This window comes from Flavobacterium poyangense, assembly GCF_011751075.1.
Classification (GTDB): Bacteria; Bacteroidota; Bacteroidia; order Flavobacteriales; family Flavobacteriaceae; genus Flavobacterium; species Flavobacterium poyangense.
In genome coordinates this window covers 250,454-272,867 of sequence record NZ_JAALLN010000005.1, presented here as the reverse complement: position 1 = coordinate 272,867, position 22,414 = coordinate 250,454, and the positions used below count along the sequence as shown (strand labels likewise).

The 22,414-nt window shown below is 37.1% G+C and carries 12 protein-coding genes; all 12 read right to left on the bottom strand.

The features are described from left to right. On the bottom strand, nt 1-3,761 hold a 3,761-nt coding region (locus tag G3A47_RS11755; protein ID WP_166922488.1), incomplete at its 3' end, for a choice-of-anchor A family protein. Nucleotides 3,762-4,282: 521 nt separating this feature from the next. Beyond that, nucleotides 4,283-4,753: a response regulator gene (locus G3A47_RS11750; RefSeq protein WP_166922486.1), complete on the bottom strand. Its 471-nt coding sequence runs from the start codon at nt 4,751-4,753 to the stop codon at nt 4,283-4,285. A gap of 507 nt (nt 4,754-5,260) precedes the next feature. After that, nucleotides 5,261-6,289, bottom strand: coding sequence for an META domain-containing protein (locus G3A47_RS11745; protein WP_166922484.1), 1,029 nt, complete (start codon nt 6,287-6,289; stop codon nt 5,261-5,263). A 287-nt stretch (nt 6,290-6,576) separates the two neighbouring features. Then, the gene (locus tag G3A47_RS11740) at nt 6,577-6,999 is read right to left on the bottom strand and encodes a DUF1801 domain-containing protein (protein WP_166922482.1); all 423 of its coding nucleotides are present in this window, start codon (nt 6,997-6,999) and stop codon (nt 6,577-6,579) included. A gap of 217 nt (nt 7,000-7,216) precedes the next feature. After that, nucleotides 7,217-7,729, bottom strand: a complete 513-nt coding sequence (locus tag G3A47_RS11735; protein ID WP_166922480.1) for a phage tail protein — start codon at nt 7,727-7,729, stop codon at nt 7,217-7,219. Nucleotides 7,730-7,801: 72 nt separating this feature from the next. Then, complete coding sequence (locus G3A47_RS11730; RefSeq protein WP_166922478.1) at nt 7,802-8,362, bottom strand: phage tail protein; 561 nt, start codon at nt 8,360-8,362, stop codon at nt 7,802-7,804. A gap of 137 nt (nt 8,363-8,499) precedes the next feature. Then, on the bottom strand, nt 8,500-9,387 hold the full coding sequence (locus G3A47_RS11725; RefSeq protein WP_166922476.1) for a tail fiber domain-containing protein: 888 nt from the start codon (nt 9,385-9,387) through the stop codon (nt 8,500-8,502). A gap of 34 nt (nt 9,388-9,421) precedes the next feature. Continuing rightward, complete coding sequence (locus tag G3A47_RS11720; protein WP_166922474.1) at nt 9,422-11,500, bottom strand: PQQ-binding-like beta-propeller repeat protein; 2,079 nt, start codon at nt 11,498-11,500, stop codon at nt 9,422-9,424. Nucleotides 11,501-11,524: 24 nt separating this feature from the next. Then, nucleotides 11,525-13,342: a hypothetical protein gene (locus tag G3A47_RS11715; protein ID WP_166922472.1), complete on the bottom strand. Its 1,818-nt coding sequence runs from the start codon at nt 13,340-13,342 to the stop codon at nt 11,525-11,527. An 18-nt stretch (nt 13,343-13,360) separates the two neighbouring features. Next, on the bottom strand, nt 13,361-16,909 hold the full coding sequence (locus G3A47_RS11710; protein ID WP_166922470.1) for a hypothetical protein: 3,549 nt from the start codon (nt 16,907-16,909) through the stop codon (nt 13,361-13,363). Beyond that, complete coding sequence (locus G3A47_RS11705) at nt 16,902-19,100, bottom strand: hypothetical protein (RefSeq protein ID WP_166922468.1); 2,199 nt, start codon at nt 19,098-19,100, stop codon at nt 16,902-16,904. Before G3A47_RS11705 ends, G3A47_RS11710 begins: the two co-directional genes overlap by 8 nt. A gap of 25 nt (nt 19,101-19,125) precedes the next feature. Then, the gene (locus tag G3A47_RS11700; RefSeq protein ID WP_166922466.1) at nt 19,126-22,401 is read right to left on the bottom strand and encodes a DUF6603 domain-containing protein; all 3,276 of its coding nucleotides are present in this window, start codon (nt 22,399-22,401) and stop codon (nt 19,126-19,128) included. Between the last annotated feature and the right edge of the window lie 13 nt (nt 22,402-22,414).

The following is a 22,414-nucleotide window of genomic DNA, read 5'->3' as shown; positions in this document are numbered from 1 at the left end:
CAAGATCCTAATGTAGCAGTCACACTATACGTTCCCGCAGGAGCTGTCACAGTAGCGCCTGAAATAGTAACTCCTGTTGATGGATTTACTGCGTATGTGTAAGCTGCATTATAATTTGAAATAGCAAAACTTCCTGTAGCAACTAAGCAAGTAGGCTGCGTTACGGTTCCTGCTGTTGGTTTTACTGGGGTTGTTGGTTGTGCATTGATCACAACATCATCAGAAACTACGGAAATACAAGCTCCTAATGTAGCTGTCACACTATACGTTCCTGCAGGAGCTGTCACAGTAGCACCTGAAATAGTAACTCCTGTTGATGGATTTACTGCATATGTATAAGCTGCATTATAATTTGAAATAGCAAAACTTCCTGTAGCAACTGAGCAAGTAGGTTGCGTTACAGTTCCTGCTGTTGGTTTTACAGGTTTTTCTTTTACGATAACATCAATTCCGATTCTGCCACTTTCGCAATTTCCAATCGTTTGAGTTACATAATAAGTAATCGTACCAACGGCAGTTGTTACAGGTGTTGGTGCAGTTGCACTTCCAACACCACCTGTCTGAGCTGTGTACCATTTCAGGTTTGAACCTGTTGCACTTAAAGCTGTGGCTACTGCATCCTGACAGTAATTTACAGGTGACGTAACTACCGGAGTAGTAGTCGTACTGATCTCTCCTTTAAAAGGATAATTGTGTGTTTCTGAACCACCTATGTTTTGAATTAAATCTCCACCAACAATAAAACGACCGTTCATACCAATCATTTCGTTGGTAACAGTACCGGTACGTTGTGGAATAACCATACTTCCCCAAAACTGAGCCCCTTTTAAAGAAACGGTAGTTGCAGTAGGTAAATTCCATAAAATTCGCAATGAAAAAGGAGTTACTTCATTAGCCGGTATTTTGTTTCCGCTACCTACAGCCTGAGTTACGCCATTAAACTGAAAAGTAGCAATGTTTAAATTTACAGTTGTACCAGGAACGTTGATTAATAAACTCGCTGTATCCGGAAAACCTACAAAATTAACAGTACCATTTGACTTTGAAGCTAAAACATTTGCAATGTTTATCACATACGTTTTAGAAACAGCAGGTGTCAAACAAGTAAACGTATAAGTTCCAAAACCATCATTTACGAAAGTAACATTTGAATCACTTGGCAACTGATTCCAAGCTGTACTTGAAACCTGCAAAGCATTGAAAGCATCATTGTAAGGTGTTAAATCTAATGTAGATTCATTAATTACTTTACCCGCATCTCCGGTAATTTTAACATTAGGAGATTTAGTTCCTTTATACACTATATTTCCATAAGACATTTGGCCACCGCTTTCTCCTCCAAGTATTAAATTACCCGAAGCTACTGAAGCATTAAAGTTACCTCCTATGGTTAAAATATTTTTGTTATCATCCGGTACAATAAAAGAACCTACTCCCGCTACTCCAAGATTGAAGCCACTGGTTTTGTTCATCGTAAAATTCCCGTAAACAAAAGTACGTCCTTCGTATTCAGCACCATTTGTAATGGTAAGATTCCCTCCAACGGCAAAGTTAATTGCGTTATCACGACCAATAAAATTCCCGGTAAAAGTTGCCGGTTTATATATGCTCGTTGGCGGATTTGAAGAAAAAGTATCGCTTAAAAATACTCCCAAACAAGAATTTGTAGTGGATGGAAATGGTAAAGGTGAACTTGTAACCGTAAAAACATCCGTTTTTATATTGTTACAACCGACACCACTAGGCGTTCCGTCACATTCAACATCTGGGTCTACCGGTGGTGTTCCGACGTGTGTATCTGCAGTTGCATCCGGATCTGTTAAATCTCCCGGACGCATAATACTTGCTTTGACAGTAGTATTGCTTCCCGCAGCTGCCAATACTTTTCCGATAATCGTAAAAGTAATAGTTGCATCTTTTGGCAAGTCTACCGTAGCATCAAGTACACCACCGCTAATCGTTTGTGCAGTAATTGCACCTCCTAAGGTAGAAGAAGAAGTAAAGGATTGAACTGCCAAATTTGCCCCTGAGACTAAATCTGAAAATTTAAATTTTGCTCCAACTACATTGTTAGGTCCTGCGATATTCTTTACAACTACTGTATAGGTAACATCTGATCCTACAATACCGGTAGTTACATCGCTGATACTTGTTACGGCTAAATCGGCAGCATTCTGAACAACAGGCACAGTAACTACAGGCGACGTTGTTGTCATATAAGCCCATGAATCCAATGTTCTGTTATCACCGTAGGAACTAGACCATTTATGTCCGTTAGAAGCACTGGACAAACCAGGAAAAGTAGTATTTATTTTCGGGCTAGATTCTCCTGTTGCTGTAGTAAACAAAGAATCATCCCAATAAATTTTATCATCAGGACTGTTTCCGTTTAATCTGGAAACTAAAAAACCACTCGAATTATTTTCTGCATCTACATAAGGGAAATGTACCTCTCCATTAAAAATAACTACATTTAAATTTAAGTTTAAACCCGTAGAAGCATAAGTTCCATCTTTAAATTTACCGTCCCAGTATATCTTATTTTCACCCGTTTTGGCAGCTATAAGTATAACTCGATCTTTGTTTCCTGTATACACACCATCATTATCTCCATCTATCTGAACTAATGCATTACCATTTGTACTGGCTGTAAAATTGATATAACTTCCTAAAGGAGGTGCACCAACACCTATAGAACCTTCAGATCCCGAAATAAAAATATCAGAGATAGCAGCTGTTACCACATTATTCAACAGCCAGGTTGTTACAGTTGAACCACCAACATTTACCGAAGCTGAAGTTGGCATTGTCAAATCAGGGTTCTGATAAAATAATTTATTTGTAACATCATTCCCTGAACCAAAATTTTCAGGCGGATAATACAAATAGGGAGTACTCGAAGGGGATGCAGAATTGGTATTATTCTCTACATCGACCATAGCTACACTCTTGTAAATTGGCATACCGGTAGCTCTGGATTTAACCCCATTATTATTTGAAAAGAAAGCAAAAACATACGGATCCATTCCATTTGCACTCACTAAATAACGATAGCCGTCAATAGTTAAAACTCGAAATTTTCCTTGAAAACTTCGACTATTTGCTCCCATATTTCCTGTAAATACATTTAAAAATGTACGTCCCGGTTTTACTACTGTACCTGAAGCAACCGTAATGTCCCAGGCTAAAATCAATGAATTATCATCTGGTTGTTGCGCTGTGTCAGTTGAAGACCAATTGGCATTAGCCCCTAACGCGTTCATTGAAGTATTTGGACTTTCATTCGGAGCAGCTGAAACAAATTCAATCTGCCAAATTCCGGCTTCTGTAGCTCCTACCACTTTTGAATACGCATTATATCCACCAGAGCCTAATGCTGATGGCCCAGCTAACTCTTGGGTACGATTAGCAATTAAACCAACTGTTTTGCTGGTTCCAGACGTATAGACGGTTCCACTTGGTGTCTTGAAATTGATTGTACCTGAACCAATTCCCTGAGCACTTGAACCTACATAAATAGTTTCACCCGCATTAACATAAACATAATGCCGGCCTTGGTTAACACCCCCAATAAACATTCCTGAACTCAATCTAATATTTTGAGTCGAACTGGTCAGCCAACTCCTATTTCCCGTTGCTCCGCTGGGAAACAAGTCTTTAGACCCTTCGGCAAAGACATTCAATCCACTGAAAAGAGAAAGGAAACACAGCAAAAAATTCAGCTGTAATTGCCTTAATTTTAATGTAATTTTATTCAACATTTTAATAGTTTTGATTATTAGTAACTGGTATAGTATTTATCTCCTGATAAGAATTTGAATTCAATTTTAACTCCTGCTGCTGTAACGCATGCATCAGCGTAAAAAAATGGTTTTTAACAAATGTATCGGGGGAAAAACGATTACTTTTTCGGATAAAAGCATCAAAATCAAGCGAAGTAAAGGGGATTAAGAAACCCTCCTTCAGAGCGCTTCTTTTAACAAAAAACCGGGTTTTAAAAAAAGTAAAGTTCACCATAAATTAAAAACTATTATAAAATTTGAAAAACAAGTATTATCTGAGATATTCATTATATATCTAAAAAACTGTATTCTAATCAGATAAGTTAATTGTGTAATGATCACAATTGAAATTATTATATCCTTATCTGTTTTCGGATTTTAATGCTCACCAAAGCACCCTTGCATCATTTACATGGGAATTATCGCAAACATTTTTCCTGTGATTTATTGTATTTATCGAAAGTCGTAACATATTTGTCTTATCTTCTTTACTAAATACTCTAATAATGAGTTGCCTGACAAGACGTTTTACCGGCAAGGGTAATAGGAACACCTACTCTATTTTGCACGCATAAAAAAGAATAATCCTCCGGTATATAGAGACCACCGTGGTAGACTTTTATTATTGCTTCGAACAGTACTCCAATCTGCTGATTTTTGTTAACATATCCCTTCACTCCCATTGCCAACAAATTCTCAATCAGAATTGGACTCGAAAGCGAGGTAAAAGCAATAACTTTTAAGTTTGGGTGATTCTTGTGAAGGTATTCGAAGACTTCTAATCCTCGTACGTCATTTACAATCAAATCAACAATAATGACATCAAGTGCAGCATTTTGTTGAATTTTAGCATATAACTCCTGCTTATTCATAGCGTAAAAAAGAACTTTCAGATCACTTTGATTTGAAAAAAAACTGTTAAGACCATCACATACAATAGGTTGGCCTTCAAAAAATGCAATATCTACCATAGTACAAATAAGCGATAAAAGTTTTGTTCAATAAATAGTGGTTTTCCCTGATTCTACTCGCTCTTTTGGGGCATATAAAAGGCTGATTCATTGTTCAAAACATTAAGACTATCGGTGTACTTTTGTATTAATTTAAAATTTCAAGTTTCAAGTTTCAAGTTAGTGGTGAATTTATATGTTGTCGGAATAACTTGGAGAAATCCAAAAGTTGCGAGTTTTTACTAAAATCGTTCTTTGACTGGTAAGAGAAGATTGTGAAATAGCAATAAAAATCACCACTTTTTAATCTCCATAATCTGTGAAATCTGTGGCAAAAAAAAAGACTAGCCACAGATTTCACAGATTAAAGGGATTTCTTTTTTGGCTTACTCTCATTTTGCGCTTGGGGTTACTTCGACATCGATTTTAGTACTGATCCATAAAGCGCCTCCTTTTTTGTTCAGTATAAAAAACAAAAAAACCCGGCAATTGCCGAGCTTTTTATCAGTTCAGTAGGTCTGAACTTTTTTATCTAACTGTTCCAAACATCATTACTAACTTGTTGTCAAGATAGAAATTAAGGGTTTGGTCTGCTACATCAAAACGTAATTTTTTATCATTTAGAAACGATAGAATTTTTTGCTCTGTTTTATTCGCTTCTTCATTCAGGCATCCCATTTTAGTAGATGCAATTTTGCTAAACTGAATGGTATCATCACCACTAACTGTATAACTTCCGAAAAAATTATTGCATCCGCTATTTCCACTTACTTTCTTTTCAGCAGTATTGAATTTAATTCTGGCTTTTCCATAATCTTGTCCTACATTCTCAAGCGCAATCAATTTCCAGTCATTTTTTTCAATATAACTCCAAAGACTATTTTGTGTCGGAATTGAAAACTCCATTACCGTTTTATTTTTGGCATTTTTAAACTGAACAACATTTTTCTTCTTTACGATTTTATACTTTTTATCTCTTATCGCATTAAGAAAATCTCCTTCTAATTTCATTGCTGCATCGTCACAAGCCATTAAAGTTGCCATACCGGCATTGATCTGAATCCAGTTTTTTGAATTCAGTTTTTTATACTTTGCATTAAAATTATTGCATCCGCTTTTCCCGCTAATCGTTTCGGTACTTGGATCAATAGTTATAGATACACCATTGGCAATAACCGCTTTACCGTTCAAACGAGTTAAGATCATCTTTTTGTTATAAATTCCGTTAGATGCTGTTACCGATTTTTTCGAAACAATACTTTTTAACTTATAAAGATAAGAAGAAGCATCTGCCGGGATATCTCCTTGCCTTTTTGTTCTGATCACTATAATTTCATAGCGATTCCCTTTTTCAAAGTTAAAGCCTTCGATATGATCGTAAAATAACTGCCATTCCTTTGCGTTATCATACTTCACTTCTAAACATTCCATCGGAGCTACACCCTGACATGGTACTTTGTTTTCTTTGACAGTCATTTTTAAAGTTTCCTGTCCATAAGTAAATGCTGATACTAACAACAGCGTCACAAAAACGTACATCTTCTTAAATCGTTTCATTTTTTTTAATACTCATAAGTATTTGATTATAAAATATTCAATTATAGACTTTAGACTTTTGTCTCTATCTACAATTGAGTTTAAACTTGATCTGCTATTAAAAAGGCAAATCATTGGCTTCTTTGCATTAATCATGCCATTAAAAAAAATAAGCTTAAAAATATTTCTATAAAAAGTCAATAAACCGATTTATCGACTGACTATCAGATTATCCGGTAAAAATAATTTATTGACTGGCAATGCTAAAAAAAATAGTTATCCAAAATGACAGAAATGACATCCCTAAATTAACCGTTCCTACCTCCATATTGGATTGCCGATTTAAGAATAGCAAGGTCAATATCTTTTATCGTTTTAAATTTGATGCAATACCCTGTGACACTCGCTTTGCCCAGTTTCTCTCCAAATGTTTTTGACAGATAGGTCTTGTCTTTGATACCCAAAATATAAACAGAGATTCCGGTTTTATTGGCACTGATACCAATTTGAAACCACTCTTTGGTTTTGCCGTCCGCATATTCCAAAATCTGAAATCCATATCCGATATTGGGGTTTGCCACAATTTTATTTTCGTCGTTTTTACCGTCAAAAAACCATAGTTTACATCCCGGTAACGCTTCAAGTGTCATTTGGTGTAACTCTTGTACTTCACTACGTTTTGGCTCCGGTAAGTCGGCAATATGCATTTTGATTTGTTCTTCTATACTCATATAAAATTAACTTATGGAGTGAGTTTATTTTTAACACATAGGAACATAGTCTGGTAAGAAGTAAAATCTATGTTTCTATGTGTTAAATATACTTTTTACGAACTTAAAAATACTTATAGTATAAAAATCTAATTGTCAGCAGCATTACATTAAGGGCCAAGAATTTATACTCCTCCAACTCAGTATAAAGATAAACAATTAATGTTCAAATAATTACTTATTCCTCCATCCCTGCATAAATAATATAATTAATTACATAATAGGGTTGCATCGTGTTGTGAAAACCATTGCCTCCGCTTTCATTTGTAGTTCTTATTGGTACATCATCACTTCCTGGATTGGTCTTAAACGGGCGGTCATCTCCTTTTTCTCCCTCAAAACTTCGGTGATGTATTGCGAAGTTTCCCGAATTTATGAGATGGGCATGGGTCGGCATCTCGTTTGTGGTTAACTGATGCTTGTATTCTCCCCCTTTATCATGAATTGAAAAATGCTGATTGGGCTCAAAATTTGGGTTTATACTCCCATAATTGTTAACCGCATCTCCATAGCCAATAAGGGTTCTGCCACATAAATTTGGAGTGACATTGCCGATGGCATTTATCAAAGCTTTATACTTTGACGGTATACTTTTCCCATCGCACCTAAGCCATCCCTCCGGTATGTAAGTATCGTTTAATACTGAAGCCAAAATAGTTCCCATTGGGACTTGTGTAAAAACAATGCTCATAATTGTATCTTTTTAATTTATAAATACTCTTTGAATTCCAGATTCCTTTTTAAATAACAAATTCTATCCTGATTATAAATGTGTTGGATTTTTCTCACTGCTATCATAACCTGCAAAAATGATATAGTTAACCGCAAAATAAGGCTGCATGGTATTATGGGCGCCATTACCACCACTTGTATTTGTACTACTTATTATCTTATCATCCTTCTTATATGGTGGATACACCGTCTTAAAGGGATATCCTCCCTTGGTTTCACTACTACCGGAAAAACTTTGATAATGCAATCCAAAATCACCATTGTTTATTGGATGATTATGAACGGGCATTTCATTTATCGTTAATTGATGCTGGTATTCTCCGCCTGTATCTCTCGCCTTCCAACTCGTATTTGCATCAAAATTTGGATATCGATTGTCTGATTGTTTCTCATTATAAGGTTTACCACTACCAATAAGTGTTCGTCCGACAAGATTTGGAGTTAAGGTCATACCTCCTAAAATGTTTATCAGCTCTGTATATTTTTCTTCGATTCTCGTACCGTCACATCTCAGCCATCCTTTTCCGGGCAGCACATCTGAAGGATATGCAATAATGGTTCCAATTGGTACTTGTGTAAAACTTCCTATCATACTATTTTTATTTTAAATTTATCTACTCTTTATCGGATTTTCGATTTACTCCGTCTTTCCCTTTTGATATCTGCATGAGAAACTTTGCAGCTTCCGACTGTCAAAAAATAAGTTCCCTACTAAGGTTACTATCGTACTTACTTATCAGCGATTCTTGGTAAAAGAAATTGTTCGATCCTCTGCAATCGTTGATTGGTCTGTAGTTGTTCTGCTTTTAATTCACCAATGGTTTTATTTAATGCAGCTTCATTGGCTTCCAGTACCTCAACACGTTTCAGCAAGGCCTGAGTGGCGCTTACATTAAGCATTGCTATTGCCTCATAATCTACTGAACGAAAATCATGCACTTCTTTTCCATAGACAAAAACAGCTCCTTCTTTCGAACAATTTACCCTGATCCTCGCTTTCTCTATCTCCAATACAGTAACAATAATTGTCTCTTCACTAAAAACAAGTTTTACTTTATCACCTGCAACCAGATCCTTCGTTTCTAAATCTATCCAACCTTTGTTGACGCGACTTAATTGGTATATATTTGGAATAATTTCGGTCAAATTTGAACTTACTGCCATTGGGTACACTTTTTCTACCTGTTGGGCGATTACTTTTTTGTAATGTTGATTCCCTTTTTCAATAGAATCTATCATTTTATAATCTGTCACAGCAATTTTTGAAAGAATTTCAAGATCTTTATCCCTATCACTTTTCCCTATTATTTTTTTTATTCGACTATCGGACATCACATTTAATTGACCTGAAATAATCGCATCAGAAGCATAAATAGAATTTTCAATCGGAACATTAGGCAGAATAGTACTAGATGTTCCATAACCATAAACAAATATTTTAGTTTTATAAGAGTCACTTTGCTTTCCATCTACAACCAATTTTGCCTGATGAGGATCATTGGTACCAATCCCTACATTGCCATTTGGAAGAATTGTCAATGCATCTGCAACTTGTGCGTTTACCTGAGTCGAAATTATAAATAGTGCAATTGCTACTAACTGTTGTATTTTTTTCATTATAATAATTTTTAATTTAGTTGAAATTTGTTTTTTAATGCCCCGTCTTACAGGTCAACTTCGCTCCTGTAATCCACGAAAATCCGGGTTTAAAACCGATCGTTCCCCCTGAATTAAGGATGGTGTCAATCATTTTCGAGACCCTGGATCCGTCAACCGTAATGGTGTTTGATGCCCGATATAGCGTATTAGTTTTTAAATCTGATGCTGCAATTGTTACATCATTAATCCCGACCTTGACCGCCGTTATGGCAATTAAGTCTTTTGCCGTGACCGTATAGAGTGTGCCGTCCGGCGCTAATATTAGATTTCTCTTAGTATACTCACTATCGGAGCTAAACCCAACTGAAAAAGAATTTGGATCTTCACTATCATTTTTAAAACCCAATACTCTTTTTGTAGTGCCATACGGGTCATTGGCATAAATATCGGACGAAGCATCGCAAACCAATATGGAACCATTATCCAACGTATCCGATTTATCAAAAGGAACTACTTTGTTTTCCTGCGGGTCATATTTTGCCAGTTTATTATTGTAGACAAAAAACACATTGCTTTTTGCATCTATAGCTGGTTGCGAAATACCATCATTAACCGTTGCTCCGGACTCTATAGATTTCTTAACCAAAATTCCTTCTTTGTTATCTGTATCAAAAACAAAAAGTTTGCTGCTTCTGTCAAACCCATTAAGGACAAAAACAGTTGAATCATTCTGAACAATTGGAGCAGGAATAAAGGAATTTGTTCCGTCCTGATAGCCTCCCAAAACATAATCGGATGCAGCGATTACAGAACCGTCAAAATTATCCAATACCAACAACCTGCCCTTTTTTTGTTGTTTGTCTACATTGATTAGAAATGCTCTCCTTTCGTCCGCACTTAGTGAAACCGGGCCATTAGTTTCATTATTTCTCAATTCATAATTCCATCTTATCTGGAACTCCGGATAAGCAGAAAGCGCTAGTGTACTAGTATCTGATGACAGATAAAGTGTACGGTCATAACCTAATATAGCACTGGTGACAACATCATTACTTAATACTGTTATTTGATTGTTAGTGATATCGGTCAGTTTCATTTTTTTTGGAGGGTTTAAAGTACTGTTAGGATTCTTTAAATCTATCATAGTTAAAATTCCTGCGGTAGAAATATAGTACAACAACCCTTTTTCGTCGATTAAAGGGCAGGTTTTAGCTGGTCCATCAACCTCGGTGCTCCATAAAATAGTGCCTTTGGAATCTAATTGTTTCACATAAAAAGCAGAATTTGTTCCTGTAGTAGTTAAAGTAAAAACAATAGGCTGGTTTTTGTAAATCAACAGTGCTCCTCTATTACCTATATCCTGCATGTATTCATTTCCTGTATTGGGTAACGCTCTGGCTTGTGCTGTCACAATAGAAGTATTTGTACTCCAATTCAGCAGACTATTGTGTTGCGCATTTGCAAAAGGCTGTGCCCAATCTTCTCTAAACGGATACGGGTCTACCTCATAACTCACCAGTAACTTCGGTTTTTTTGAGAAATTGGAAGGCGTTGCTGCTGTTATCGTTGAGAAAAACTGAGTACTCTGTCCTTTCTCGGGAGAACGTGCCGCTAAAGAAAGCACACCACCTCCAGGGAGATTAGAAACATAAGATAACGACTCCGGGAATTTAAGTTTCATCGTTATGGATGTGGTCTTCTTTTTTACCTCAGCACGCCCAATTGGCCCTTCTGCATTTTCGTTAATGTTGGCCCATTTTAATGCGGGATTTGCTAAACTGGTTTCATCCCCTGTCCATAAATTATCTCCTCTTAAAAGTGTAATGGTTTGAACAGAGAAATCAGAAATAGCGGCATTGAAAATAGTGTACAATTTTAAATTCACCTCTGCGACCTTAGCATTAATGGGTAAAGGATTGATATCGAACTTAAAAAATGACTTTGTCGTTTCGATTCCTTTTTCATCTCCTGCTACCCGCAAATTATTATTGCTTTCTCCCGGTATCGCCTTGTCAATAGTTGGCAATAAAACCGTGTATTTGGATTGGGCGAATAAATTCGGTGTTGCTACAATTAAGAACAGCGAAAAAATCAGGCAGCCCAGACACTGTTTTTTAGATAAAATGTTCATGATTCTTTTTTTTTAATTAAAAAACTAGCTTAAAATTAAAGTCCTGCTGGTTGCGACCTGTACCCAGTAAAACAAATTCGAATAGGTTATTCCTAAATCACCTTCGTTAGTAAAAACCATATACCACATACATCCCTTAAAAAATCCGGTCACTATTTTGGATTGTTTAGTGGTCGCGAGACTATCTACACCCGAAGATGTATCGAGTTCGTCGGTTCTGTAATTACCATTATTGAGTGTTACTCTATAAAAATATTTTTTCTTGTTTTGATTGTCCTGATAACCTCCTAACAGAAAAATACCGGTGCTGTCAACATTATCTTTCCCTACAAAAGAAATTCCGGAAGACAAATAAGAGCTATTATTGATGGTAAGAGGTTTAATTTCCCCCCAGTTGTTGTCTTCCCATTTCCAGATATCCGATGTTTCGGTTCCTCCTATTTCAGAAAAGCCGCCACCAAACCATATCGCTTTTTTTTGTCCATTGTCTTTCAGTTCCACTGTAATTCCGCTCAGACATCTTTTTTTCCAGGGCATTTTTACAGGTATTTTCGGGTTTTCGTTTACACTTCCGTCTGTATTATTGTTTGTCCATGTTTCGCCGTCACCGGAAACCCATACATCATCTAAGGCTTTACCCCACTCATCAACACCTCCCAAAAGCCATATTTTTTCCTGATCACCAGAGGGAAAAAGAGCGCATGCATGTCCCATACGTGAAGACCAGGACAGCTCTGTAATAAGTTTCACTCTGTTCTTTGCTTTCTCCTTATCTTTTTCGCTGTCATCATATAAGTCCAGATCCAGATAAACTACTGCTGTAGCGTTACTGGTAATCATTGGTTTTACGTAACTGCCTCCTACAAAAAACAAACGTCCGTGTAATTCACCTGTACTTTTCATGTGCAGTAATGGAGAAGTTGCAAAAGGTTCGAGTACCTTTTTATCTGTATCTGAAAGTAAGATTCGATTCCAATTTCCGGAAAAACCTTCAATCGCATTTGTATAGCCAATATGGTCTAATTGCGTTTTGCCGTTTTCCGTTTTAAGCATCAAGCTAAACAAATAGGAAGAATCCTGACTCACGCAGAAATTACCAATTTTATAAATGGAATCAGCTCCGGTTGGATTGCAATTGGAATAAAATTTTGATTCCCCTAAGGCTCTCACCTGTATCGTTTGGGTTACAGAAGCATTACCGCGTTGTACTTCGAGTGTATAAGAATGGTCTCCGGTTGCAATTTTGTCAATCGTATAACTTTCTTCAAGATCCTTTAACTCTCCCTCTTTTAGTTTTTTGAATCCTTCCCATAAGATGTATTTGTCTCCTTTAGCATACCATGATAATCTGACCGTTTTATTACTTTGCAGAACAGTAACGCTCGCCTCAAACTTGATTATCTCGGGTTTAATGGCTGCAGCAACCACTGTAAAATTAACCTCAGCGGCAACATTTTGATCTATAAATGTAATATTGAGCACAGCCGTTTCTGAATTGATCGTACATTTTTTAGCTCTTATTTTCAATTCTATTTTTTTGTACTTCTGGTCATAATCTTTCGGAATACTATGATACATTACATTGGGATTATCAGGATCATGGAGAAGATTACAAATTTTTACCGGTGATGTACTTGCATTTTCACCATCATCTGCTTTTTCCCAAAGTTCACAACTGAGGTTTTTTAAATCATCACCCACAGCTATATCTGCAATACCTTCGACTGTAAAAATTCCCTTTAACAAAATAGTTTCCGAATTCTTCTTTGAAATTACTATGTCCAGCACCAGTGCTTCGCCATTGGTTACTGAATTGCTGCTGCCATCCGTTACATACTCCATATTTTTTTATTTTATATGTTAATTGTTCGTTTTCAAATTGTTCAATCTCAGCCAGCCTTCATAGACCTGTTGTTTCTTAAAACCTGAAATTTGTTTGTTTTTCCCTTCAGCCAAAGCAACATCATCCTGCCAGGTTACCACATCAGATTTGTGAGTCCACTTCCAGTTTGCGTTAATACTAGTGGGTATCGGGATGTCCGGAGCTACTTTTTCGGCAATAAAGGGCGCTACCATAAAACCTATATTCAACTGTGACAACAAACGGCTTGAATTGTGATCAAATAATGTCACCTGTTTTGTTGGCAGAATACCTGTCGCCAGATGCACTCCGGCAGAAGGATCCATTAGTAAAGTCACTTTTAAAGGTTCCTGATGAAGTGCCAGTTTTACTATTGCACCTTTCTTAAAAAAAGCGTCACTACTAAAAATAAACTCAGGGGCATTGGCAGCAGTATAAAATGCAGTACCATCCACATCTGTAAAATAGCCCACTAAGCCCTCTTTTTCCATACTATAATCACCAATCGCAAGTGGAAAATTAACCGTATCTATACCTCCTATATCTTCTTTTCCGGATTTATCCCATCGCTGGTTGTTATAGGGAGATCCCAATAATTCTAGTCCAATCGAACAGCGTACTAAGGCCAAAGGCTGTCCGCACAATAAGGCAGCTGTATTGTTCTGTAAAGCAGTATTCCCTGTTAGGTTTGCACTTATTTTATAAGCCAGATCCATAATTCCCGATGCAATACTGCCTTTATTTATCATATCCAACAGTTTTTTTAATTGTGGATTAGCTGCTAAATCGGGAATGGGATGCCCGCCCGGGAAAGGACTTTTTAGAAGCTGAAGTCCATTGTCTTTAGTGCTGTCTGTTGTGATACGAAGCATTAGCACTTCCTTACCATCGCCGTCATACACCAAGATGCTTTTGTCTAAATAATTGGGAACGAGCCATCCTAAAACCGGATTATCGGTTTTACCTGTGTCCTGATAGATAATCTCGTCCTTTGCGTTTAACCAATTAAATTGCAATCGTGAAGGCTGGATTATTCTTGGCGGAAGCGGAATTATAGTTCCTGAACTTTCCAAATCTCCTCTTAGTGTAACAGCAGCTGTTATCGTTGGATTAGCAGCATCTTTATCTACTATTACTTTTTTTACCTGCCCAAAAACATCAACAATCAAGAGCTTTTTTATTTTGATAAAACCGGAACGCAACGGATTAAAAACCTCGCCATCTGTACCATTTACATTACCTGGATTACAACCCAGTTTATAACCATCTTCTCCAATCACATTTAGCTCCTCCTGATCGATCAAATAATCTGTAGCAAAATTGTTTATTCTATCACTGGTATATTGAAATGGTGGAAACTGAATATCGGGGCTTTGCATTACCAGAATTTTATGCAGACCACTCAATGCTTGTGCAACCAGATTTAGGTTTCCATACTTATTTACAATGCTATCTGGTAAAACTCTCTTTAGGTTCGCAAAAACAGAACTCGAAAACGGACTTATACCATTAACGGGTATGCTTTGCCCGGTTCCTACTGCTGATTGCATCTTAAAATGTAACCTATCCTGTAATTTCCATTGGTCTGTATTCTCAATTAAATCCAACTCTCTTATATTGGGAGTATTTGAAATATAGTCCGCTTCCCATACCATAAATAAGGGTGACCATGCCTGTGACCATTTGGTAATTGAAAATGGCTCATGCGCTTTCTCTTTTTCGTCATAATCCGGTTTGAGTTGTTTGGCAACCACTGTTTTAGCAAAGCTTTTGATCACAGGACTTTTTTTATCTTTTCCTTCTTCCAATTGCGCTTCTGTATAGGCAGCCAAAGCAATATCTACTGAAAGTGCCTGATCTAAAAGCAACGTTTCATAAACCAATGCTTTTACTCCTTCAAAAGGAATATTTTCATGATCTAGTTCCTTTACTTTTGGAACATCAAATGCCGTAGCTGGGATACTAACCGGGATAACAGTAGCATTATAGGGCACATTCAAGTAAAGTTTCGTCAACAATTGTTCTTCAGTCCGGCAAAAAATTTCTTTATCGGAAATTTGAAAACCGGGTTTCGCTGTATCTCCAATACCCGATCCGCAAAACAATAAAACCGGATCATTAGGTTCCCAAAAACGATCTTCTAACTTTTCTTTAAGTTCAAATTCAGCTTGCTCACCTGACAATTCTTTATACATCTTTAAACTGGCAACTTGCTGTCTGGTCTCTGTATTTAAGGCATCACGCTCTACTTTTTTAGCCACAAGTTGGTCTAATAGTGCTGCTCTCAAAGCAACATAATCAAAATCCTTAACCTTGGCGTTACGAACTGTTTTACGCGCTTCTTTGTACCAAAGAAAATAATACTCTTGTTGAAGGCTCGCGACTTCCTGATTGATTCTATTACAAATAATCTGAGTTTGATTTAGTGCATTAAACTCACTTAAAATCGAACTGTTTTCCGGAAAGTGGGCTCGTTCTTCCTGCTTGCTTTCTAAATCCTGATCTGTTGCCTCTGCCCGAACTATTTCCCATATAAAACCTCTATTCTTAGGTGTAAATCCTCTCTTATGAATTTCGGTTTGAATCGATTTCAGACCAGGTTCGTTCCTGTTATCATCCAAAAGCTGATACTGCAAAGCATTCATCAACTCTTCTAAACCCGACTTTTCTTTACCACTGCTTTTTATAATCTGAGCACTTAATGCTTCTACTGCCGTATTGCCTGCATACACTTGTACCTCTCCGTCGGGAACACCACTTCTTACATCAGCATTCCATTGCACGCTGTGTATCGAAGCATGCAATAAACACGAATCGGGATATGCTTCCTGATCGCATTTCCATTGCTGTTTAAACCAATCTGATACTCTTTTTTGCTCTGCATCTGCATCAGTTCCTGCATTAAAATTTCCGGAACCAATCGGATCAACAGTAGGATCACTGTACCAGCCTGCCACAACATAAGTGAATGTCGTATTAGCTTCGACCTCTTTCATATCATCGTGAAAACCAAAAACGTTCTTACTACTCAAATAAAAGGAAGCAAAATAGGGGTTTAAAGCTCCTACTCCGGTTAAGATTGGTTGCTCAGTTTCCTCCGTATAATCCGAACTCCATTCTACAGCTTTCCCCAGATTACTAAAATCAAGTTTATTGTCTTTTAAAACTATCCAATTTGGAGCAGTTTCATTGCTTTTAAGGGCATTTTTCTCATCACTTTTAATCATCCAGATTCTCGAGGGCATCGCTGTGATTCCTTTACTGGTCTGGACGCGAATGATCATCCATCGGTTTGGAACATAAGGGAATTTTGTTTCTTCATTTTCTTTGACGAAGGAATGTTTTAAAGCTTTCGGCAACGTCCAATGCAGATGGATTCCTTTTTTTAGTGTTACCTCTTGATTCGTATCGGGTTGTAAAACATTTCCCAAAATACTCTGATCGTAATTTTTCAATTGAGGTCCCAAATCCAAACAATCGTCTTTATCTGAACTTAACACCAGTGCTTCCATATACATAGGAACAAAAAGTTTAGCAGTGTTACCCATGATTTTTTACATTTAAGACGTTTACAGAAATAGTTCTTTGCACCGGACTGTCTACCATCTGATAAGCAAATTCAGCAGAAGTAAAATATTTTCCCTTGCTTTCTCCCAGTGTATTCATCCATTTTTTGTTTATTAATTTTTGTTTCATGATGGCAGCCAAAGCACTTATATCTAAAATGCCATTTTCTATCAATCCCTCATTAAGTTCTTTGTCTACATCGGCAGTACCATCTTTTACTTTTTGATTTGTACCGTCTTCATTTTTCAAATTCTTCTGATACTTATTATTGCTATATTTTATCCCAAAATGAAGTCCTTCATAGGGTTGTGTGATGGTAATACTGGCTATATTTCCATTAAAAATTCCCAGAAAAATGTCCGCATCGATTCGTTCAAAACGCAAAGCAGGAAGTTTTGTACCTTCGCCATCAAAAGCCTTGATTTCTAATCCTCTCCAGCCCGATACAAGATTGGATCGGAACAAAAAACCTGTCGTATTTAATCTTCTCCCTTTTACTTCTTCCTTTTCTTTCTTTTTTTCATCGATTACTATAGATTGCGTATTATAGCCCGTTATAAATTCACCGTTTATTGCTAATTGAAGTAATGTGTCATTGTTTTGTATTCTTCCAATACTCAGAGCCCCGTCAAGTAAGGCTTCAACCCAATTGGGATCTACATAAAATAAAGAAAGTGTTCCTGTAAAAGCTTCATGCTCTTTTTCTAAAAGCAACTCATGCGGAACCAAATAAGGAAATGGAATTCCTTTTAATTGATACAAATCATTTAAAAAATGCTGCACTGTCTTAGGAATTTCTTCGGATACCGCTGAGGTCTTTTCTGTCGAAATCGGAATTTCAAGTTCATTTAATTGACCTAGATAACGGATTACTTTATCTTTTAAATCTGCTCCATCAGTATTGCTCAAAATTACATTGATACTCTCTTCTTTTTCTTTACCGGCTTCGAGCTGATTCTGTGTTATTCGCCAGTTTAAAATTGTTTTGGAAAACTCCTGATTTTGCAGAGCCAGTATGCGGCCTAACTGCCAGGCGGCAGCAAAAGAAATATCAAAAAAACCCGTAGTTTTATCATATCGCAATGCCGCATCTGAAGTAGAAAAAGAAATATTCTTTGTAGAAGCTGGAAATAATTTTGGAACAAGCGGACCGTGATACCAGGACAATGTGCTGGCTCCGGTACGCGTTAAATGCTCAATTGGTATGTATCCTGAATCGAAAAAAGGAACTAAATCAGAAGCTTCCTCTTTTCTTTGAACTTTCATACTTTTTATTTCTACACTATCTATTAACTGCGAAAAACTGAGTTCTCCATCGTCTATAAAATTCCAACTTGCCAGTACGGCAAGTCTTGCTTTATGCTCGGAAGGAATTTTCTTCATTGGATTAGCCCCTTTCAAATAAGCCGTAAAGCCTTCAAGAGATACTAATATTGCTGTATTTTGTTTGCCCTTGCTTGGCAAACGATTGCCCACAATAACAGAAAAAACTCCTGCTCCATCGTCATTTAAATCGGTGATTCCGGCTTTGTCCTTATCTGTGATGCTAACTTCTTTGGCATGAGCCAAGAAAGAAAGGCTGTCCATAGAAGGTACATTTTTTTCAAATTGCTCTTTGGTTAGCTCAATTGTAAAACATCCATCGGTTACTTTCTCCCATTCCATTAACTTTAATACATCCTGAGTAGTTGTATTTTTATCAAAAATTTCAGGGCGAATAATTCCATCCGACAAATTTGGCTGAACAAGTGCTGCAATAGTATTTTTACTTATCTGCAAGTTTTTCATTTCTTCTTCATCAAAAAGTAGCAAGGCCATCCACGGAACCGGTGGTGAATCTTGTGGATTGCGCTTCTCTACCGGAGTTTCATCTCGCTGAAATAAGGGTAGTTTGCCGTCTATAGTACGTTCCCAAGGCAATGTTTTTCTTGTAAAAACCAAATGAGGTAAGGACTCCGAATAAGTACCGGATTTATTTGTTGGGGGATAAACCGAATAAATATCATTAGAATTGATTGTAAATCGCGCCGCATCAACACCAAAATCAAATGTTTTCTCTACATCTAAAAGGTTCGCATTGTCCTTTACCAAACGTTGCTGTACTTTGGTCGAATAGATACCTGCGGTCATAGCAGGTAAAAAACATTGTACTATTTTAGTATTCTCAGCCATTTTTCTTTAATTTATTCGTACTGTATTACTGTACATCTGTACTGTATTGCGGTAATTGTCCTATTTCACACAGTATCGGAATACCGGTAAAATAGCCGCCTTCGTTTGTCATAATATCCTTCATATCTTCTTCATCAATTTGATGAAAACTGTCATCGAAAGTTTCTTTAAGAAGTGAAAATATCTTCGTCCTCTTTTCTATTTTCTCCTCATAAGTTTGCTCAAGGATACCGGTCACTTTAATTTTATTTATCGTATCATAATATCCTAATACCTTCAAACTCGAATAGGCTTCTCCGGATCGTGCCAATTCAAAATACCACTCAAATCCTATAAATGATGCGTCTACCAGTTTTGAAAAATCAAATGTTCTGATCTGGGAAACTTGCGGTACATCTTTGGGGTGTAAAATCAAACCACTAAGCACATTGCTAATTACTTTTGCAGTACCGGGATTTGAATTACTGCTTTTCGATTCTTCCCCGCTCCACAAGGCTTCAGCCGCCCCTTTTGCTAAACAGGAATATTTCATCTCTACCCGGTTAGCTCCGTTTGCATGTAACAGAACTTCAACAGTCATTTCAAATGACACAGCACCTTTTCCAAAACCACAAGGCCTAACTCCAATATTTGTCTCTCTTGCTCCATAAATGGTATCACCTGCCTCTGATTTCATTATCGTTGCATCTGAAACTTTTGCATCATTAACTTTTAAAGTCAATACCGGCACAAAAGAATCAATTGTAATAGCCAATTGAGAAGGATTAATTACGGGAAATTTATCATCCCCTTTTACTTCCATCAAACCATTGCTGATGGTTATGTTTATCGGTTCCGGATTTGAAATTGTCGCAGTTTCAGACGCACCGGATTTGAATTGATTTGACGTTGAAACACTTTGTTGTTGGCGTGGCAGAAAACCGGTCGAAAATTCCTCCCATTTGAGTTTTTTCGGTTTTGTTTTCGAATGATCTCCAAAAGGTATTGTAAACGAAAATATCACCCAGTCAACATAAGCTTCGCCCGCAAATGGTGGTCCCCAGATATGCAGCTGTGCTCCCATTTCGAAACTGAAATGAATTCTAACAAACCAGATTTTAATATCGGCTTCTATTTTAACAGTAATTCCCATATCGATATAATACTGGAAAGGAGCCCAAGAGATGAGCATATCTGCCCAAACTCTAACGGTTACTTTTAGAATAGAAGTTGAAAAAAGTACTTCCCATTTACCCCCCGCCATAATAGCCGATGAAGTAAGCGCATAATACATTTCTCCTTTAATCGATACATAATCATTGACTCTCCAGCTTAATGCCAGACGCGGTACATCAGGATAATGAGCCGGTTTTATAAATTTCGGATGATATCCTCCTAATGTAATTACAAAATCTCCTTCATGTACTCCTTTGACCCAAGTATAAAAAGCAAAACCGCCGGATAATTTACAATCTTTTGAAAGAACATATGAATTAGGAGTAATAACCGCCTCCACGGAAAGTACGTCGCTATTCGTTCCGAAATGAGCGAGAATAGCCAGTTCGATATATACGATTGGCTCCGAATGCATCGATTTTTCGGGCCAGCTCAATCTGGAAAGACCTAAAATGGCAAACTCCAATTGGGTACCAAAATTTACAGTTACCAAAACAAAAGTCTCAATAAGTTTAAAAGAAGTAAACTTTATACCTATAGCCAGCCAATAATCCCCAACCGAAATTTCTATTGGTTTTTTGCCATTTTTCATTGGCGTTTCAAGCGAAGCCAATAAAGGCAACAATCCAATATCACTCTCGGGTCTCATGGCTAAAGCTACGAGCGGAAATAAAGCCACCTCATTGATCGATGGTACATTCACTTTACGATTGTACCCAAATCCGGCCGCTATTCCCGTTACAAAAAAGAAGGCAGGACCTCCAATCGGCCCATCGTAGACGCCGTAAATAAATAACGATGCCTGATCGTTTACATTGGCATAAGATCCGATGGCGGCAATAGTAAAACGGCTTACTTTTATAATTGCACCACCATTGTAAACATCAATAGTTTTGCCTTCGTAAAGAGCTGTTGCATGCAAAAAGGCTCCCGATATTTCGATGGGTGGTGATTTATAAGAAAGACCTAATCCGTCTAAGTAAAAATCAGGTACACCGGGTGGCCATTGCAGTTTAAAACCCAATCCAAAGCCCATAAGCTGAAGCCCCATACCCTTCATCTCCATAGACGCATCAAGCAGTAAAACTACTTCACTGTTCTGATAAACAAAACCCAATCGCTGAATTGTTACCGGACCAATTTTTTTATCTAATTTCTTCCATTTTGCTTTAGAAGACACACTGCCTTCTAACGGTACTACAGCTGTGCTGTCTGTTTCCTTAATTTCTACGGCTTCTTTATACTCCTCATCGGTTCCGTTGTTTAAAACATAGTACTCCTCTTTACCATTAATTTGGAGCTGAGTTGTAATATTGAAACCCGAAGTGATGGCTACAGGCGGTAAACCCATAAACTCTTTAAATTCTTCTTTTTCAAATTGCCCCTTGGCATAAATGGCTAAAACTTCTTTAAAGGCAAAAGCATTATTCTGCGTTATAATTGGCCCTGCCAACGGAAGATCATTTAAATCTAAATGGATTCCGGCTCCCATTCCGAAAAATAATCCGGATTGTTTTTTCTCTTTTTTATACAGTAAAAAGGCTTTAAACTCTTTTAGTTTAAACGAAAGCTCCGGCATTTTATAAAGTGCTTCGGTTCCGAAAAATTTTATTGCTAAAGCCCTGAGATCAATAGTAACCTCTCCCGAATGCTGATAACGGGCATAAACATAGTTCGTTTCTTCATTTTTAGTAAATTGCAAATCAAAACGATGGTTGTCTACCTTGAGAATACCTTCGAAAGAAATGATTTTTCTATTTCCCTTCTTCTGAGATAATATTGCTATTTCGGCATCAAAAAGTTTATCATTTATACTGATTTTGCAATCAAATTCAATTTTAAATTCAGAACTATTAAGATCTCCTTGACCATAACTTACAGAAAATCTTTTTAGCGTAACAACATTTAAGATTTCAGGAATCGTTATATCCTCTGTCGTACAACAATTGATGATATCCTGTACGCTAATTCCGCTTTTCTTTTCGGATTCTAAAGTGGCATATAAAAAGCTTTCTTTACTTCCTTCTTCTATGATTCTACTCCTGTAACCTATAGCAATAGCCACAGCCAAAGGAGCAGACGGGTTTCCTAAATGAAATTCTGTCTGCCCTGTTATTTCTACTAAAAAAGATTTTAAATTCGGCATATTGCTGTCTATA

Excerpts from the sequence above, each read along its gene's own strand:
- G3A47_RS11735 (WP_166922480.1), bottom strand. The coding sequence starts at position 7,729 with ATGAGCATTGTTTTTACACAAGTCCCAATGGGAACTATTTTGGCTTCA.
- G3A47_RS11725 (WP_166922476.1), bottom strand. The coding sequence starts at position 9,387 with ATGAAAAAAATACAACAGTTAGTAGCAATTGCACTATTTATAATTTCG.
- G3A47_RS11710 (WP_166922470.1), bottom strand. The coding sequence starts at position 16,909 with ATGGGTAACACTGCTAAACTTTTTGTTCCTATGTATATGGAAGCACTG.
- G3A47_RS11740 (WP_166922482.1), bottom strand. The coding sequence starts at position 6,999 with ATGAGTATAGAAGAACAAATCAAAATGCATATTGCCGACTTACCGGAG.
- G3A47_RS11715 (WP_166922472.1), bottom strand. The coding sequence starts at position 13,342 with ATGGAGTATGTAACGGATGGCAGCAGCAATTCAGTAACCAATGGCGAA.
- G3A47_RS11730 (WP_166922478.1), bottom strand. The coding sequence starts at position 8,362 with ATGATAGGAAGTTTTACACAAGTACCAATTGGAACCATTATTGCATAT.
- G3A47_RS11705 (WP_166922468.1), bottom strand. The coding sequence starts at position 19,100 with ATGGCTGAGAATACTAAAATAGTACAATGTTTTTTACCTGCTATGACC.
- G3A47_RS11720 (WP_166922474.1), bottom strand. The coding sequence starts at position 11,500 with ATGAACATTTTATCTAAAAAACAGTGTCTGGGCTGCCTGATTTTTTCG.
- G3A47_RS11700 (WP_166922466.1), bottom strand. The coding sequence starts at position 22,401 with ATGCCGAATTTAAAATCTTTTTTAGTAGAAATAACAGGGCAGACAGAA.
- G3A47_RS11750 (WP_166922486.1), bottom strand. The coding sequence starts at position 4,753 with ATGGTAGATATTGCATTTTTTGAAGGCCAACCTATTGTATGTGATGGT.
- G3A47_RS11745 (WP_166922484.1), bottom strand. The coding sequence starts at position 6,289 with ATGAAACGATTTAAGAAGATGTACGTTTTTGTGACGCTGTTGTTAGTA.